Below are 16281 nucleotides of genomic sequence, written 5' to 3'. Positions count from 1 at the left end.
GGCAAAATACGATAAGGAAAGCCATCGATGGGGGGAGTTCTGGAGGGCATGCGCGTCCTCGATTTCGGGCGCTATATCGCGGGGCCGTATTGCGCGACGTTGCTGGCCGAGTTCGGCGCCGAGGTCATTCGCGTGGAAAAGCGCGATGGCAGCGAGGACCGTTTCGTGGCGCCCGTCGGCGAAGGCGGTGAAGGCGCGCTGTTTCTACAGATCAACCGCAACAAGAAGTGCATCACGCTCGATCCGATGAAGCCGGAAGGGCAGGAGGTGATGCGCCGCCTGATCGCGACTGCGGACGTCGTCGTCGCCAATTTGCCTCCACAGACCCTGCGCGCGATGAAGCTCGACTACGAGTCATTGAAGGCGATCAAGCCCGACATCATCCTGACGACGGCAACCGCGTTCGGCGGGCCGGGGCCCTGGTCCGACCGCGTCGGCTTCGACGGTGTCGGGCAGGTCATGTCGGGCTCGGTGTACATGACGGGCGCCGGCGATCCGCCTTACCGGGCCGCGGTGAACTGGGTTGATTTCGGTACCGCGTTGCACTGCGCATTCGGGACACTTGCCGCGCTGATCGAGCGCGGCAAGTCCGGGCGCGGGCAGATCGTCGAGGGCGCGCTGCTCGCAACGGCACTGTCCTTCACCAACGCCACGCTGATCGAGCAGGCCGTGATATCGATCAATCGCGTTCCGACCGGCAATCTCGGCCAGACCGCGGCTCCAGCCGACATCTACCGCACCAAGGACGGCTGGGTGCTGTGCCAGGTCACGGGCCATCCGCTGTTCAAACGTTGGGCCAAGCTGATGGGTGAGGAGGAGCAATGGCTCGGTGATCCGCGCTTTGCCGACGATATCAGCCGCGGCAATAACGGCCCTGTCATCAGCGAGCGGATGGCGCGCTGGTGCGCCGAGCGCACCACGCAGGAGGCCGTCGACACGCTGGGACGTGCGATGATTCCGACCGGTCCTGTCCTCAGCCCGCAACAGGCGTTGGATCATCCGCACATCCGGGCTGCCGGATTCATGCAGGATGTCGACTATCCAGGCTTGCCGAAGCCCGCACCGGTGACACGCGCTGCCGTCCGGTTGTCGGAAACGCCGGGTGAAATTGCAACGCGCCCGCCGACGCTCGGCGAGCACACCGATCTCGTGCTGGCCGAACTCGGCTACGATGAGGCTGCGATTGCGGCGCTTCGGCAAGACGGCATCATCTAGAGCATGATCCGGAAAGCTTGAAGCGGCTTTCTCTGGCGACAAACCCGGAACGCGTTTGCGCGGAGACCATGCTCAAACAATTCAGCGAACGCATACGGCCAGCCGTCGATTGGCTAGTTCGAAGCCAGCGCCGTCTTGGCGACCTCGGCCATCCAGCTCGATGCCACCGGCAAGACCGCGTCGTTGAAGTCGTAGCGCGGGCCGTGAAGTTCGGCGCCATCGCGCAAGAGCCCGTTGCCGATCCAGACGAAGGCGCCGGGGCAATGCTGGAGGTAGAAGGCGAAGTCCTCGCCGGCCATGCTCGGGGCGAGGTCGCGGCGCAGCGGCGCCCGCACCTTCTCAGCGGCGATCCGCGCAAGGCCCGCTTCCGCCGGCGTATTGACGACCGTGCCGACGCCGAAGGTGATGTCGGGCGTGACCTTGACACCAAAGCTCATCGCAATTCCGGCGCAGGTCCGCTCGATGCCTTCGACGATGGTATCGCGCACCGCGCCGCGATGATTGCGCAGCGTGCCGCGGATCACCACGCGTCCGGCGACCTGGTTCGCCGCCGTGCCGCCCTCGATCGTGCACAGCGACAACACGGCGGTGTCGAGCGGGTCGACATTGCGCGCCACGATCGATTGCAGCGCCACGATCAGGTGGCCGGCGGCAACGACCGGATCGCGCGTCAGATGCGGCATGCCGGCGTGGCCCGCGTGTCCCTCGATCGTCAACGTGACACGCCCGCCGGAGGCCATGACGACGCCGTCGTGCACCGCGATGGTGCCGGCGTCCAGGCCCGGCCAGTTGTGGAAGCCAAAAATCCGCATCATCGGAAAGCGCTCGAACAGACCGTCCGCGACCATCGCGCGCGAGCCGCCAAAACCTTCCTCGGCCGGCTGGAAAATGAAATCGACGGTGCCGCTCCAGCTCGCATCTGCCGCCAGCAGCGCCGCCGCGCCGAGCAGGGATGCGGTGTGGCCGTCATGGCCGCAGGCATGCATCACGCCTTGATGGCGTGATGCGTAGGCAAGCCCCGTTTCCTCAGTGATCGGCAGCGCATCCATATCGGCGCGCAAGCCGACCCGGCCTTGCGCAGATCCGCGCTTCAGCGTCGCGACGATGCCGTGACCGCCGATGCCGGCCTCGAAGGGAATGCCGAGCTCGGCAAGCTTGTCCTGCACGAAGGCCGAGGTCGCCTTTTCCTGCAAGGACAGTTCGGGATGGGCATGCAGATGCTGGCGCCACGCGGTCAGTTTCTGGTGAAGCTCAGGTGTCAAGGCAGGTGTCTTTCGGATGGTGCCGGCTGTGGTCACCATAGCGGATTATCCGGCCGCCGCATGCAGCGCCAGCAAATGCCTCGCGTGCAGAGGCTGTCGCCCCATCGTCATGGCCGGGCTTGTCCCGGCCATCCACGGCTTGCCTCGCAGGCGCCAAGAACGTGGATGCCCGGGACAAGCCCGGGCATGACGACCTGCTCTCTAAGGCGAAAGCTGTGCCAGCCCCTTCCAGTCGAAGCCGATGCCGTGACCGGGCCGCACTGGCGCCAGCGCCATGCCGCGGTCGAGCACCAGCGGATGCTCGATGTAGCGGTCGAGCCCGAAACCGTGCGCCTCGAGGTAGGAGCGGTTCGGGCAAGCCGCGAGCAGGTGCACCGTGATGTCGTGCGCGCCATGGCTGGTGACGGGCAGGTTGAAGGCCTCGGCGAGCCGGGCGATCTTCATGAAGGCCGTGACGCCGCCGCAATTGGTGACGTCGGGCTCGGGATAGGACACCGCGCCCGCGGCGATGTAGTTCTTGAACTCCCACAGCGAGCGCAGATTTTCCCCCGCCGCGATCGGCACGCCGCCGGACTCAAGGATACGCGCGTGGCTGGCGACGTCGTCGGGGATGATCGGCTCCTCGAGCCAGGTGAGATCGAACGGCTGCAACGCGCGGGCGGCGCGGATCGCCTCCTCGACGGTCCATTTCATGTTGGCATCCGCCATCAGCGGAAAGCCGTCGCCGAGATGCTGTCGCATCGCCGCGACGCGCGCGACGTCGGACTTGAGATCGGGCCGGCCAACCTTCATCTTGATGGCGCGAAAGCCCTTGGCGAGATTGTCGTCCGTCTGCTTGAGAAGCGCCTCGACCGGGAGATCAAGGTCGATGCCGCCGGCATAGCAGGGCACGCGGGCATCGAAACCGCCGAGCAGGCGAAACAGCGGCAGGTTCGCGCGGCGTGCTTTCAGATCCCAAAGCGCGATGTCGAGCGCCGAGAGCGCGAGCACCGCGGCGCCGCCGCGTCCGCCATAATGCAGGCCCCACCAGACGTGATGCCAGATCGCCTCGGTATCGTCGGCCTCAAAGCCGTCGATCAGCTCGGGGATTTCCCGTTTCAAGATATCGGCGATCGCGCCGCCATTGCGGCCGACGGTGTAGGTGTAACCTGTTCCTTCCGCGCCATCGGCATCGCGCACGCGGCAGGTGATGAGCTCGAACGCCCTGATCTCGCCATGCGTGCTGTCGGAAAGAGTGACGGGGAGGGGGATTCGGTAGAGTCCGGTCTCGGCCGATGCGATGCGTGCCATGCTTCCATCCCGCATTTTTCTTTGCAGGGTACGCCGATCGCGCCAGCCTAATCAAGCGATAGCTCGCAAGGTTGCTGGAGCGCAGTGAAACCCACGTGCAGTTCAAGGCGGGTTTCACCAAGAACTCGATATTCGACCGGCTACGCAGGAGCTCGGCCGACTTGCGGCCGCAGCGCAGTTCGGGGCACGCATGGGGGCGGATATCAGATCATCGCTGGCGGAATCGGACGGGCGCCGCGCGGGTCGATGTTCGGGTTTGAGGCGACGTAGTCGATCTCCCCACGCGAAATGCCGATATCCATCAATTCCCTGTCACCCAGATCGGACAGGGCGGCCTGCACCCGCGCGCATTTGCGCCGCTCTTGAAACGCCTCCCAGTGTCTTTCCAGGAATCGGACGACGCGCCGGGCGGAAGCGAGCCGTCTGTATGCTGTTGCACTGTAGATCGTGCTCATGGCGCAATCTCCGGATACTCCTATTGCCGGCACGTGCATCATCGCCGCCGCGTCGCCAGCCGGCAGTCTTCAACATCAACTGTGATCGAAACATCGCTGGCTTAGCTATCAATCGGCAGCGCGCAGCCAACGATTCTGTCTGGCAGAGGCAGGCGCAGCCGTTGCGACGGTGACGTCGAAGGCAACCGCGATAGCTCGGATCCAGAACAATTTCCTGAAGGAAATCTTCTGCGCAGAAAATTTCGCAAACCGACTTCCGTCAAAAATCTTAGCCCGCCGATCGAGTGTCCATTGTGAGCCAATTCACAGTCAGCGGCGAATTTCGACGCCCGCGACAATCTGCCTCGCAGCGTCACGCAAGTCGTGCAGGCTCCATCCCGGCTGGTGCGGATCGGCGGCCAGTGTTGACCGGAACGAACTTTCGCGGCGCGAGCATTCGTTCGATCGCGGGTAGCCGCGGCGAAAGCCCGGCGTGCTCCCTCATCAATTCATGCGTGGCGATTGCGGGCTCGGTGACGTATAAGCCAGAAAAATCAGCGTGCCGATCAGAAGCGTCGCGGCCATGAACAGCAGCACCGCCGGCAGTCCCGCGAGCGCCGCCACTGCGCCGGTGGTCGACTGCATCAGGGCTGCGCCGAGGAAGAAGGCGAGGTTCACCGCGGCGAGTGCTTTGCCTGCAACCTGCGCGTCAACCAGTTGACGTGACATGCCGAACAGCAGCGGCTGCGCGGAGGTCGCAAGGCCAATGAGCACGAACAGCACGAGGTCGTATTGCGGCGGCATGACGGGAACGCCGAACAGCAGAGAGACAGCGTAGTACGGCGCGCCGAACGCCATCAGTGCGAGCAGAAATGCCGCGAGAAGGTGCGCGCCGGCAACCAGCTCGCGGCGGCGGCCTAACCAGCGATCGACCATGCCGATGCAAAGCGGGCCGACGATCATCGCGATCGTGAATGCGCCGAGCTCGTTGCCGGCCTCGATCCGCGACAAGCCCTTGATCTCCATCAGCCACGGCCCGCCCCACAGGCCCCGCAGCACCAGCGAGGTCGCAAGCGACACCAGCGCGAGCGCGATCAAGCCGCGCAGGGGGCGTGACAAGCCGAGTCGCAGCACCTCGATCATCTGCGACAGAGGCGAGGAATCGTCCTTGTGCTCGGCCGGCTGGTTCGGCACCAGCGCAAAGACGGCGAGTGCTACCAGGATGCCCGCGCCGCCCGAGATCCAGAATCCCGCGCGCCAGCCGTAATGATCGACCACGAGGGCGAGCGGGCTCGACGACAGCAGCATGCCGATATTGCCGATCGAGAGGATTGCACCCGACCACAGGCCGAACCGCGCCGCCGACAATTGCTTGGCAGCCAGCGTCATCGGGCACATCAGCATGCCGGAGGTGGCAACGCCCAGCAGCAATTGCCCGAACGCAAAACTTTCCGGCCCTGTCGCAAAGCCGGAAGCCGTTGCGCCGACCACGGTCCCGCCGAGCAGGCTGAGCGACACCGGACGCACGCCAAAGCGGTCCATCGCCGCGCCAACCGGGATTTGGGCTGCGGCCAAGGCGAAATGATAGACCGAGGTGAGGCTGGCCAGCGCCTGCGCCTTGATGCCGAAATCCGTCGCCATCAGATCGAGGCTGACCGCCGGAATGGTGCGCAGCAAGGTCGAGAGCATGTGTCCGCACGCGAGCGCGATCAGCGCAAGGATCAGCGCGCGGGTGCCAACTCCCGCTTCCTCCGTGGCCACCGCAGTCATGAGCGTCCCATCCCGAAAAGCTTTTCGGTGGCGTTACACGATCGGAAGGAGGGTGCCAACTGCGGGAAAGACAGCCCCGTCATTCCGGATCAGAAAGGTTCATGCAGGCACGCAAACCCGCGCATCAATCGCGTCACGAAATGTCGTGATTCGTTGCGCCATCGTGGGGCCGGAGGAGAGCCTCAAAGCGAAGCGATCGCGCGTTTGATTGGCGGCTGCGATATTGGAGCTCACGCAAGACGAACGGGCCGATCGCTTCGGTTGTTCGAAGCGATCGGCCGAGTCTTGGGAGGAACCGCCCGTCGGGCGCGGCAAAGCAAGCTAACGCTTAACCTGTGAGTCAGCCTAATCCGTTTAGGGGACGCGGACTATGATCCAGGTCACATAAGAGATGGCTCTGACCGTCGAATTAGGGAACGATGCCACGGCAGGCCCACGCGACGTTTGCAAAGGACCTCGGGCCATCGGGCCGGCCGGCCTCGTAGGCATCGCGCATGGCGGCGTCGATGCGTGCTCGCTCCGCAGCGTCGAGCGCTGCCACATACTTGCCGAGCGGCCCTTCGCCAGCGGCAATCGGCGCCCAATAGTCGGCAAAGCTTTGGTAGTCCATACGGATCATCAGCTCCACTTCCGCAACGTCCACGAGACCCTGTTCGACAAAAGTTCGTCTCAATTCGCCCGGCTGCATCATAGGTTGAAAGAAATAGCGACTGCGCAACTGGCGCCCGCTTTCACCGAGTGCCGCCACCGTATCGACCATCATGCGCATGCCGGGCATGCCGCCGAGATGATCCCACACCGCCGCCGCGACCACGCCGCCCGACCGAACGACGCGGCGCATCTCGGCGACTGCCTTGCCCGCTTCGGGAACGAAGTGGAGCACGAGAAGCGCCAAGGCGCGGTCGAACGTGCCGTCCTTGAAGGGCAGGGCGCAGGCATCCGCTTGTCGGGCGCTTATTCGCGGGTTTGTGTTGCGCCGGATCACCTCCTCGACAAAGACCGGTGAATAGTCGATCGCGGCAATCTCCGCGAGGTCGGCGGCGTTGGCGAGCGCGAAGGTCAAGCTCCCGGTGCCGCAGCCGACGTCGAGAATCCTTTCGCCGTCGGCGACCCCTGTGAAGTCGATGAATAGCCGGGCGAGCCTTCGGCTCCAGCGGCCCATGAGCTGCTCATAGCCCGCGGCGTTGTGGACGTTGAATTCGGAGGTCATCGAAGTCTCCGTGCGCTCGCCAGACTTCTGGACCCGGCGAGCTCGCTTTGACGGCTACCATGCCTCATCGAGGCCGAGATGCTCGAACACTTCGCGACGAAGCTCAACGAAGCGCGGATCGCCCCGGTGGCGAGGATAGGGCTGGCTGTTGACGACTTCGGCCTTGATCCGTGCAGGTCGATCGCTCAGCACGATGACGCGGCCGGCGAGCAAGAGCGCCTCCTCGACATCGTGCGTGACCAGCAGCGCCGTGAAGCTCGAGCGCTGCCAAAGTGATACAAGTTCCGCCTGCATGGCGATGCGAGTCAGCGAGTCGAGCTGGCCCAAAGGCTCGTCGAGAATGAGCAGCTTCGGGTCGTTGACCAGCGCGCGCGCCAGAGCCGCGCGTTGTGCCATGCCTCCGGAAAGCTGGTGCGGGTAGGCGTTGGCGAAGCTCGTGAGCCCGACGAGGCGCAAGGCGTCCTCAATACGTCCGCGATGGGTGCGCAGCAACCCGCGTGCTTCCAGTCCCAGAGCAACGTTGCTCCACACCGTCCGCCATGGATAAAGCGTGGGGTCTTGAAAAACGACGACTCGCGACGGATCGGGCGCTTCGATCTCCCTTCCCTCCGTTAGCAGGGCGCCGGCAGTTGGAGTGTCGAGCCCCGCGACCAGTCGCAGCAAGGTCGATTTTCCGCACCCGCTCGGTCCCAGGAGAGCGACAAATTCGCCGCGGCCGACCTGCATGCTGATGCGGTCCAATACAGGCAGGGGCTGGCCTTCGAGATCGAAGCGATGGCTCACTTCGCGGATCGTCAGCGTCGATCCGTGGACCGGCTGTTCGCCTGCGATCGCCGCTACCATCGCACCAGGCCTTTCTGCCAGGATAGCAGGCGGTCCCGCAAGCGGAACAGCAGCGTGATCAGCCCGGAGCACAAGAACGCCATGAGCAGCAGCGCGGCGTACATGTTGGCATAGGCCGCCCAGCCCTGCGCCCATTGCAGATACCAGCCAAGCCCCGACTTCACGCCCAGCATTTCGGCTACGACGAGAACTGCAAACGAGTTGCCGAGGCCCATGAACAGGCCAACGAAGACATGCGGCATTGCCGCCGGAATGGCAACCTTGAGCACGAGGAAGCGCTGGGATGCTCCCAATGTCCGCGCGATGTCGTAATAGGCGGTCTTCACGCCTGCGACACCCGACCAGGTGAGCACGGTGACCGGAAACCCGGTGGCGAGCGCAATCAGGAAAATGCTGGCGCTGAAGCTCGACGGGAAAACGAAAAATGCGAGCGGCAGCCAGGCCGTCGCGGGCAGCGGCCCGATGAACCGCAACACCGGGTGGATCCAATAGCCGGCGAGCCGCGACCAGCCGATCGCCACGCCGGTCACGAATCCCACCGCGGCACCGATAAAATAACCGGTCGCGAGCAGACGAGCAGAGGCGAAGGTGCCTTCAGCCAGCCGCCCCCAGTCGTCGATTACGACTTCGACGATGGCCTGCGGCGGCGGAAAAAACGGTAACGGAAGCAATCCGAGCTTTGCTGTCACGGCTTCCCAGGCAGCAAAAAACAGCGCGAGCGCGAACAGCCATGGGAAAAGCCGCTTGAGACGTTGGAAAGCGGCAAAACGAACGCCGGCAAAGGCCACCACGGCGAGGGCGGCGGCCAATGCTCCGCAGGCAATGGCGAAGCCGCCCGTGTAGGTCCAATCGTTTTCGGGTTTGTCCGGCCAGAACGCAGTGAGCGCGGCAACCATGGACCATGCGGCGGCCACAGACAGTCCACCGATCAACGGCCCTGTGGCTGAACTTTCAAAAAAGCCGAAACCCGATTTCTCTGATGGCCTCGGCGCTTCGTCGATGACCGAACTCACTGCGGATCTTCCAGTTCAGCTTAGGACGTCAAGATAAATACGTTCGGCGAACTTGGCCGGGTCAGTGCTTCGCTTGATGACGTTCACTGCCTTGAGTTCGTCGGTGTACAGTAGAAGTTGCTTCTTGAGCGTCGCCCCGACGGGATGATTGTGGTGAGTATGGCTGCGATACATCGTGGCGAGATCCTCCAGGGACCCTTTGCCGCCGTAGCCCGAATAGATTGCTGCGGCATCGGCGGGATCGTCGGCGACGTGGTCTGCCCCCTCCAGGATCGATCGCGTCAGAGCGGCCGCCACCGGCATTTCGTTTCGGGTGAGGCTGCCGCGTATCGCGAGAACGCAGCAGGTGCGGTCGGCGAACTCACCCGTCAAGTTTGTCGCGATCTCGTTCAGCTTGCCGTCCTTGAGCCACAGATAGGGCAGCGGATCGATCTCGGCCAGCGCCTGCACTTCGCCCTTATCGACGGCGAGCGCGAGCAGATTGGCCGGGTATTGGCGCCACTCTACCTCTTGGGCCGGATCGATGCCTTTCTTGGCGAGGTAGATCGCAAAGAAGTTCTTCGCTGGGCTCGCTTGATCGCTGATCGCGATAGACTTGCCGCGCAGGGACTCCAGGCTGTCGATATTCGCAGCCTTGGAGCCGAGGAGCCGGATGCAGCCGCCATGCACACCGGCGGTGAGCCGAACGTCGAAGCCCTGCTCCAGTGGCTTGAGCCAGCGCAGGGCCAATCCCAAACCGGCATCCGCCTTGCCCGTTGCAATCGCCTCCAGCAACTGGTCGGTCGAACCGCCGAAATTGATGAAATCGACATCCAGGTTGTGCTTGGCGAAGATACCCCGTTCCTTTGCGACTGGCGCGGCGACCGTGCATGCCGCGTTTGCGTTCCAGGCGAGTTTCAATTGGCGGGGCGGGCCTTGCAGCTCTTCACCGTTCGCTGCGACGCGGCAAATAAAAGGCTCGGCCGGAATATAAGACAGCGATCCAGTCCCGGATGCTGTCAGCGCGCGAGCCGCTCCAAACATCCCAAATGGCGCGGCGGCGCCAAGGGTGCAAGCCAGCGTCAGCAACGAGCGGCGCGAGAAGGCGCCCTGCTTCGCTTCGGTCAGATCTTTCGTCAAGCTGTTGTCAATTTCGCGCTTTTCCATGTGTTGCTCCCAAACTCGCGTGTGAATGGAAAAAACCCATCGGAACCGGGTGGCGCTTTGCGGGGCCTTAGCTCGCCTCTCTTGCTTTGGGCATCATCCGAGCCCGTCGGCTAAACAGCTGTGAAGCGTTTCACATTAACGCAAAAAATTGAACGCAAAAAATTGGGATGAGATAGCCGCGCGGCGATAAGCCTCTCGTCAATCGTGTTGACCTACTCGCGGCAGCGCCTGGCACATTTGATCGTGATCGGCGCGCGCAGATGGTCGATATTTCGGTCTTCGCTTGCTTGATCAATGGAATTGCCATCAATCTTGCGCCGAAGGCATCCTTCCCAGGAGGTCGCATGATTACCGCCGTTGTACGATACAAACTTCCACCGCAGATCGACTACGCCGCGTGTCGCGAGCACTTTCACAAGATCGCACCCAACTTCCGCGAGGTGACGGGGCTGATCAGCAAGCACTTCATCTGGTCCGAAAGCGGCTGGGCCGGCGGCGTGTACCAGTGGGAGCGCGTCGAGGACGCCAAAGCGTTCTATACCGGGCCGTGGCTCGAGGGCATCATCCAGCGCTACGGCATGAAGCCGCAGATCGATTTATACGAGGTCTTTGCGTTGACCGACAACGCGGTCGGCAAGGTTGAGCTGTTCAAGGAGACCGTTGCCGCCAAGTGACTCCGAGCAGATCTCGCCCTGCTGCGCCAGGAGCGGACCCTTGCTTCGGGACTGGAGCCAGAAAGTGTGCTTCACATCGCACGGTCACGCTTTGTCAGGCAAGCGCCCGCGCATGACGTCCAACCAGGGCTCTGCATATCTCAGGGTTTCGGCTGCATGCCGTGCAGAAAGCGAAGCGGGTTGAGTGGGCCAATGGGGATCAGTTCGAAGCTCATCATGTGTGCTTTACCCAAAGGCAGCTTTTCGAGCATTTCGTGAGCGACGGCCGGATCGGTGACGTTGATGATGAACACCACGCCCGGCTTTCCCTGGAGCGAGTACCACTGCTCGATCTTGCCATCGAGGTAGAGGTCGACAGTTTCCCGAACTTCCTCCGGCAGAACAGCAAACACCTGCGATTGTTCGAAACCGGGATTGATGGTCCCGATGGCGAGGATTTTGGTCGTCGGCGTCGTTTTCATAGCGGCTCCTTGTGCGTTTGCGGAATTGAAGCCGACAAGGCAACCAATGAGTGCCAATGCGGCGGCAGAAACGAATTTCATGTCGTCTCCCTCCGTGTGTCGCTCAGGCGACCGGGTCAACCCATTGGGAGAGCATCGCCTGCATGGCAGCCGGATAGCAACGATTATCGCCTTCTCCGCGGAGGCGCGCAGTCCATTGAATGATGAGGGTCAAGGGGCGGCGCACGACGAAAGGGCCGACCGCTCGAAGCGTCGGCCAGTCTCACTCGAGCTCCCTGAGCAGTCTCCGCGTCTCACCCAACAATTCCCGAATTTGCTTTTGCTCGGCGATGCCCTTCTTCGTGAACAGCCCATGCTTCCGCGCATTCCGGTTTCCCTCTGGCGCGCCCGATCCGTCCGCACCACCGTGCATTCGGCAGCGCCTCTTACCCTGCGTTGCCGGCGCGCGGCAGGCGCCGCCGCCGCGCGTTCTGGCGCCGCAGCGCGGGCTTGCCAGCATCGCGCTCGTGGTGCGGGCGTGACCGCCGCTCATGCGGAGGCATCTTGGCTTGCGTTGACGGGCTCCCGTTCGCCGACGATTGGCATCGGGACTGTCCGCGCATCCGCCAGCGCAGCCACCTCGCTCGGTTGCGCAACGATCATGCGCGCATGCTGCGTGACGTTGCCGACGATGGCCTTGCCGCCGTGCTGCACCGACAGGTTTTGCACGGTGATGGCCGGCTCGCTCTTGTTCCTGTAACGATTGAGCGCCTCGATCTGGGCCGGGAACGTGCGCACGAGCTTGCCGAGCGCACGCGCGGCGCTGTCCTGGCACTGGATGTCGACGGCGCTGGCGAGGTGATGGGCACTTCGCATCGCGGTGACGTGCACGCAGACCATCTGCGCCGCCAGCATGGCCTCGATGGCGTCCCTGGGCTTGATGCCTTGCATCATCGAAATCATGAAGGCGAGATTGGCGTGGTCGAGCTTGCTGCCGTTCACACTCGCCTTCACCAATTGCTTGAGAATGCCGTACATGGCGTCGCTGTCCGCGACCCCGAACGCATCCGCCATCAGCCGCTCGCCGGCCTCCAGATCCGGATGGTCGATCGCAAAGCCGCGTTTGGAGAACTTGATCCGCGGGAATTCTGTCGTTTGCGGTCGATCGCCTGATGTGATCGCCGCCGCGTCGTGGTTCGAAGATGCCGTCATGTCGATGCTTCCTTTCGGCCGGCGCAGGCGCAGGGGTGACTGCGCGCAAGGCCGATTGCCTGCCCGCGGCCTGCTGGACCGATTGCTGATGTGGATGAGGGTGAATTGCGCGCAAACTGTCGCGACGCGCTTTTGCCGGGCACGCCGTGGGTCACTTCAGGGATTTGGCAATGATGACATCATGCCGGTGATTTGCCCGACGTGTCAAATGATTTCGTAAAATCGTAAGCTGTCGCGCCGGCACCTCGCCCCTCTCTCGCAAGCGGGAGAGGGAGCGCACCCGTGGTCGCTGTCACAGCCACAGGATCTGCTTGCGATAGCTGAGGTCCGTCAGAAGCGGCTTGGCCGGGCCCTCGTGGAACACGGCGCCGCGCTCCAGCGCGAAGACGCGGTCGGCGAGCGCGAGCACGAGGTCGAGATTGTGCTCGACGATCACGATCGACATGTGCCGGCGAAGCTGGTCGAACACTTTGAACAGCTCGAGCGTCACCGCCGGCGCCAGGCCTTCGAAGGGCTCGTCGAGCAGCAGCAGGCGGACACTGCCGGACATCGCGCGTGCGACCGCCACCATCTGCTGCTCGCCGCCGGAGAGATAGTCGGCCGCGACGTTCATGCGCTCCTTCAGCCGCGGGAATGTGTGCAGGATCTGCGTCTCGTCCCAGACCACGCCGTCGCTGCCGTCGGTCTTGCGCGCGAGTCGCCCGAGCGCGAGGTTCTCGCGCACGGTCATGCCGGCGAACAGGCCGCGGCCCTGCGGCACATAGCCGACGCCGCGACGCGCGATGTCGGGCGCTGCGAGGTGCGCGATATCCTCGCCGCGATAGTCGATACTGCCTGACGCCGCAGGCACGAGGCCTGCGAGCGTCTTCAGCAGCGTCGACTTGCCGGCGCCGTTGCGGCCCAGGAGCGCAACGATCTCGCCCTCGCGCACGTCGAGCGAGGCGTCATTGAGGATGTGGCTCTTGCCGTAAAACGTGTTGACGCGCTCGATGCGCAGGATGGGTTTTGTTTCGCTGGTCGCATCATCGCTGCGCTGATGCGCGACCGCGGGGATGCCCGTGCCGGTGTAGATCTCCTGCACCCGCAGGTCTGCGCGCACTGCCTCAGGGCAGGCCGACATCAGCACCTCGCCCTGGTTCATCACCGTGACCACTGCTGAGAATCCGAGTACGCGGTCGATGTCGTGCTCGACGATCAGCACGGGAATGTCGGCCGCGATGTTCTTGACGAGGCTGGAGACGCGCTCGCGCTCGGCCGCGGCAAGCCCTGCGAGCGGCTCGTCGAGCAGCAGCACCTGCGGCTTGGAGCCAAGGGCGATGCCGAGATCGACCAGCCGCTGCCCGCCATAGGAGAGCTCGCCGCCCTCGATCTCCTCGATGCCTTCGAGCCCGAGGAACTTGGCCAGCTCGGCGGTCTCGGCGTGGATTTCTTCGTAGGCGTCGATGTCATTCCAGATGTTGAAACGCATCGGCCGGCGCGCCTGAAGCGAGAGCCTTAGGTTCTCGTAGATGGTCAGCCCGCGGAACAGGTTGGTGATCTGGAACGAGCGTGCCAGACCTTGATGGCAGATCACGTTCGATGGCACGCCCGCAACGTCTCGGCCGTTGAGGCGGATGCTGCCCTGGTCGGGCGCGTAGAGGCCGGAGACCAGGTTGAACAGCGTGGTCTTGCCGGCGCCGTTCGGGCCGATCAGCGCGTGGATCTCGCCGCCACTGATGCGGATGCTCGCATCGTGCACGGCACGGATGCCGCCGAACTTCTTCGAGACACCGCTCACCTCCAGCGCCGTTCCCGGAAGCGCCTGCGGGCGCAGAAAGGCCGGCAGCGGCAGGCCGTCATAGATCTTTCGCCGGCTCATCGCGGCCGCTTCTTCGCTCGCGGGCCGCAAGCGACGCATGATCAGTGCACCGATGCCGAGGAGGCCGCTGGGCGAATACATCACGAAGGCCACGAAAGTGATGCCGAACCAGAACAGCCAGTCCGACGTCCAAATCGAGAACAGCTCGCGGAACAGGATGAAGAACAGCGCACCTAACGCGGGGCCCAGCAGGCTGCGCATACCGCCGATCACGACCATCGCAAGCAGCTCGCCGGCAAACGGGACGGAGACGGCCTCCGCCGAGACGAGATAGTTCAGGAACGCGATCAGCGCTCCGGCGATGCCCGTGACCACCGCCGAGATCACGAACACCGCGAGCTTGTAGCGTTCGACCGGATAGCCCTGGAACGTCGCGCGCAACTGGTTCTCGCGGATCGCGACCAGCACATGGCCGAAGGGCGAGCGCACCAGGCGCAAGAGGACGTAGAGCACGAGCAAGCCAATCACCGCGACGACGACGTAGTAGGCGAGCGCATGATCGAGATCGAGCGGGCCGAAGTGGCCGCGCTTCAGGCCGGCAAGGCCATCTTCGCCGCCGGTGAGGCTCGTCCAGCGGAACGCCGTCGTATAGACCAGCGCTGCGAGCGCCAGCGTCAAAAGCGAGAAGTAGACGCCGCGCCGGCGCAGGATCAGCGCGCCGACGACCACTGAAGCCGCGGCGACGATGACCGTCGAGAACAGCAGCGGCAGCCAGATCTCGCCGGGGAAGAAGCGAAGCTGGATCAGCCCGGCCGCGTACGCGCCGACGCCGAACCAGGTGCTGTGGCCGAAGGAGACGAGGCCGGTGTAGCCGATGCAGAGATTGAGCCCCATGGTGGCGATCGCAAGGCCGACCACCCAGGTGCCGGTATTGATCGACAGGCCGAGGGCCCTGAGCAGGAAGGGCAGCGCGATGACTGCGACCGCCGCGACCAGCAGCGGCTTCAGCTTGTCGAGGGTGGATGCGCGCCTCATTCGAACTTCTCGATGCGTTCGCCGAGCAGGCCGCGCGGGCGCACCAGCAGCACCAAAAACATCAGGATGTAGATCGAGGCTTCACCCGCGGCCGGCTCGAAATGGATGGCGATGCCGCGCACGACGCCGACGAGGAGGGCAGCGATGACGACGCCCCAAAAACTGCCGAGCCCTCCGATCACGACGACGACGAAGGCGACCGTCATGATCTCGGCGCCCATCGCAGGATGTACGGTCGTGATCGGCGCGAAGAAGGCGCCGCCGAGCGCGGCCATGCCGACGCCGAGCATGACGATCGCGGTCATATACGGCTGAAGGCGTATGCCGAGCGCCGCGACCATATCCGGCCGCTGGATGCCGGCGCGCACCACGCGCCCGAACGATGTCTTGTGCAGGAGCAGCCAGATGCCAACGAGCACCACTGCCACCACCGCCAATATCAGCAGGCGATAACGCGAGAACAGGAAATCACCGACGATCACCGAGCCGCGAAAACTTTGCGGAATCTCGGCCGACACCGGCGCCGCGCCCCAGATCATGCGGATCGCCTGCTCGGCGACCATGGCAAGGCCGAAGGTCACAAGAAGACTGAGGATCGGGTCTGACGTATAGAAACGGCGCAGGATGAAGCGCTCGAAGAGAATGCCGAGCAGCGCCACGGCGAGCGGCGAGATCACGACAGACGCGCTGAAACCGAGGTGATGCGTCAACTCGACGAAGACATAGGCGCCGAGCGCATAGAAGGCGCCGTGCGCGAGATTGACGATGCCGCCGACGGAGAAGATCAACGACAGCCCGAGCGCAATGAGCAGGTAATAGCCGCCGAGCACGAGGCCATTCACCACCTGTTCCAGCAAAAACTCGAACTGCATGTTGCGTCCATCACCTTGGCAAAGCGGCGTCGGCTGCTCTGCCGACGCCGCTGGCGCCAACTGACAT

Annotated in this window: 15 protein-coding genes; 2 read left to right on the top strand and 13 right to left on the bottom strand. The window is 63.8% G+C overall.

The features are described 5' to 3' along the window. Positions 1–27 precede the first annotated feature (27 nt). The gene (locus Q3C01_RS02880; RefSeq protein ID WP_458143638.1) at positions 28–1215 is read left to right on the top strand and encodes a CaiB/BaiF CoA transferase family protein; all 1188 of its coding nucleotides are present in this window, start codon (positions 28–30) and stop codon (positions 1213–1215) included. A 113-nt stretch (positions 1216–1328) separates the two neighbouring features. On the opposite strand, the gene Q3C01_RS02875 is transcribed toward Q3C01_RS02880, so the two are convergent. From Q3C01_RS02875 to Q3C01_RS02840, 8 genes are all read right to left on the bottom strand, one after another. Continuing rightward, positions 1329–2477 (bottom strand): amidohydrolase, encoded by a 1149-nt coding sequence (locus tag Q3C01_RS02875; protein ID WP_458143821.1) that lies wholly within the window; start codon positions 2475–2477, stop codon positions 1329–1331. Between the two features lie 201 nt (positions 2478–2678). After that, entirely contained in the window at positions 2679–3767 is a 1089-nt protein-coding gene (locus tag Q3C01_RS02870; protein ID WP_458143637.1) for a mandelate racemase/muconate lactonizing enzyme family protein, read from the bottom strand. Positions 3768–3970: 203 nt separating this feature from the next. Continuing rightward, positions 3971–4222 carry a DUF1127 domain-containing protein gene (locus Q3C01_RS02865; RefSeq protein ID WP_458143636.1) on the bottom strand — a complete coding sequence of 84 codons (252 nt, stop codon included), beginning with the start codon at positions 4220–4222 and terminating at the stop codon, positions 3971–3973. Between the two features lie 483 nt (positions 4223–4705). Continuing rightward, positions 4706–5971 carry an MFS transporter gene (locus tag Q3C01_RS02860; RefSeq protein ID WP_458143635.1) on the bottom strand — a complete coding sequence of 422 codons (1266 nt, stop codon included), beginning with the start codon at positions 5969–5971 and terminating at the stop codon, positions 4706–4708. A 409-nt stretch (positions 5972–6380) separates the two neighbouring features. Beyond that, positions 6381–7181, bottom strand: a complete 801-nt coding sequence (locus Q3C01_RS02855; protein WP_458143634.1) for a class I SAM-dependent methyltransferase — start codon at positions 7179–7181, stop codon at positions 6381–6383. Between the two features lie 54 nt (positions 7182–7235). Then, a complete protein-coding gene (locus Q3C01_RS02850; RefSeq protein WP_458143633.1) occupies positions 7236–8024 on the bottom strand; it encodes an ABC transporter ATP-binding protein in 789 nt (262 codons plus the stop codon). Continuing rightward, a complete protein-coding gene (locus tag Q3C01_RS02845; RefSeq protein WP_458143820.1) occupies positions 8018–9025 on the bottom strand; it encodes an ABC transporter permease in 1008 nt (335 codons plus the stop codon). Before Q3C01_RS02845 ends, Q3C01_RS02850 begins: the two co-directional genes overlap by 7 nt. A 27-nt stretch (positions 9026–9052) precedes the next feature. Continuing rightward, positions 9053–10183 carry an ABC transporter substrate-binding protein gene (locus tag Q3C01_RS02840; RefSeq protein ID WP_458143632.1) on the bottom strand — a complete coding sequence of 377 codons (1131 nt, stop codon included), beginning with the start codon at positions 10181–10183 and terminating at the stop codon, positions 9053–9055. A gap of 344 nt (positions 10184–10527) precedes the next feature. Between Q3C01_RS02840 and Q3C01_RS02835 the strand changes: the two genes are divergently transcribed. Next, on the top strand, positions 10528–10857 hold the full coding sequence (locus tag Q3C01_RS02835; RefSeq protein ID WP_458143631.1) for a hypothetical protein: 330 nt from the start codon (positions 10528–10530) through the stop codon (positions 10855–10857). Positions 10858–10997: 140 nt separating this feature from the next. Here Q3C01_RS02835 and Q3C01_RS02830 read toward each other — a convergent pair whose 3' ends face one another. The 5 genes from Q3C01_RS02830 to Q3C01_RS02810 all read right to left on the bottom strand — a co-directional run bounded on the left by Q3C01_RS02830 (position 10998) and on the right by Q3C01_RS02810 (position 16214). Further along, positions 10998–11399 carry a hypothetical protein gene (locus Q3C01_RS02830; protein ID WP_458143630.1) on the bottom strand — a complete coding sequence of 134 codons (402 nt, stop codon included), beginning with the start codon at positions 11397–11399 and terminating at the stop codon, positions 10998–11000. A 181-nt stretch (positions 11400–11580) separates the two neighbouring features. Further along, a complete protein-coding gene (locus tag Q3C01_RS02825; RefSeq protein ID WP_458143818.1) occupies positions 11581–11817 on the bottom strand; it encodes an HGGxSTG domain-containing protein in 237 nt (78 codons plus the stop codon). A gap of 29 nt (positions 11818–11846) precedes the next feature. Continuing rightward, a complete protein-coding gene (locus Q3C01_RS02820; RefSeq protein WP_458143629.1) occupies positions 11847–12509 on the bottom strand; it encodes a hypothetical protein in 663 nt (220 codons plus the stop codon). A gap of 292 nt (positions 12510–12801) precedes the next feature. Continuing rightward, a complete protein-coding gene (locus Q3C01_RS02815) occupies positions 12802–15342 on the bottom strand; it encodes a branched-chain amino acid ABC transporter ATP-binding protein/permease (protein ID WP_458143628.1) in 2541 nt (846 codons plus the stop codon). After that, positions 15339–16214, bottom strand: coding sequence for a branched-chain amino acid ABC transporter permease (locus Q3C01_RS02810; RefSeq protein ID WP_458143627.1), 876 nt, complete (start codon positions 16212–16214; stop codon positions 15339–15341). Before Q3C01_RS02810 ends, Q3C01_RS02815 begins: the two co-directional genes overlap by 4 nt. Between the last annotated feature and the right edge of the window lie 67 nt (positions 16215–16281).

Source organism: Bradyrhizobium sp. UFLA05-109 (assembly GCF_054185165.1).
This window is presented reverse-complemented; position numbering and strand designations above follow the sequence as displayed.

Bases quoted from the DNA above. Each gene is read 5' to 3' on its own strand.
- Q3C01_RS02840 (WP_458143632.1), bottom strand. From the start codon at position 10,183: ATGGAAAAGCGCGAAATTGACAACAGCTTGACGAAAGATCTGACCGAA.
- Q3C01_RS02850 (WP_458143633.1), bottom strand. From the start codon at position 8,024: ATGGTAGCGGCGATCGCAGGCGAACAGCCGGTCCACGGATCGACGCTG.
- Q3C01_RS02855 (WP_458143634.1), bottom strand. From the start codon at position 7,181: ATGACCTCCGAATTCAACGTCCACAACGCCGCGGGCTATGAGCAGCTC.
- Q3C01_RS02815 (WP_458143628.1), bottom strand. From the start codon at position 15,342: ATGAGGCGCGCATCCACCCTCGACAAGCTGAAGCCGCTGCTGGTCGCG.
- Q3C01_RS02810 (WP_458143627.1), bottom strand. From the start codon at position 16,214: ATGCAGTTCGAGTTTTTGCTGGAACAGGTGGTGAATGGCCTCGTGCTC.
- Q3C01_RS02880 (WP_458143638.1), top strand. From the start codon at position 28: ATGGGGGGAGTTCTGGAGGGCATGCGCGTCCTCGATTTCGGGCGCTAT.
- Q3C01_RS02865 (WP_458143636.1), bottom strand. From the start codon at position 4,222: ATGAGCACGATCTACAGTGCAACAGCATACAGACGGCTCGCTTCCGCC.
- Q3C01_RS02820 (WP_458143629.1), bottom strand. From the start codon at position 12,509: ATGACGGCATCTTCGAACCACGACGCGGCGGCGATCACATCAGGCGAT.
- Q3C01_RS02835 (WP_458143631.1), top strand. From the start codon at position 10,528: ATGATTACCGCCGTTGTACGATACAAACTTCCACCGCAGATCGACTAC.
- Q3C01_RS02860 (WP_458143635.1), bottom strand. From the start codon at position 5,971: ATGACTGCGGTGGCCACGGAGGAAGCGGGAGTTGGCACCCGCGCGCTG.
- Q3C01_RS02830 (WP_458143630.1), bottom strand. From the start codon at position 11,399: ATGAAATTCGTTTCTGCCGCCGCATTGGCACTCATTGGTTGCCTTGTC.
- Q3C01_RS02825 (WP_458143818.1), bottom strand. From the start codon at position 11,817: ATGCTGGCAAGCCCGCGCTGCGGCGCCAGAACGCGCGGCGGCGGCGCC.
- Q3C01_RS02870 (WP_458143637.1), bottom strand. From the start codon at position 3,767: ATGGCACGCATCGCATCGGCCGAGACCGGACTCTACCGAATCCCCCTC.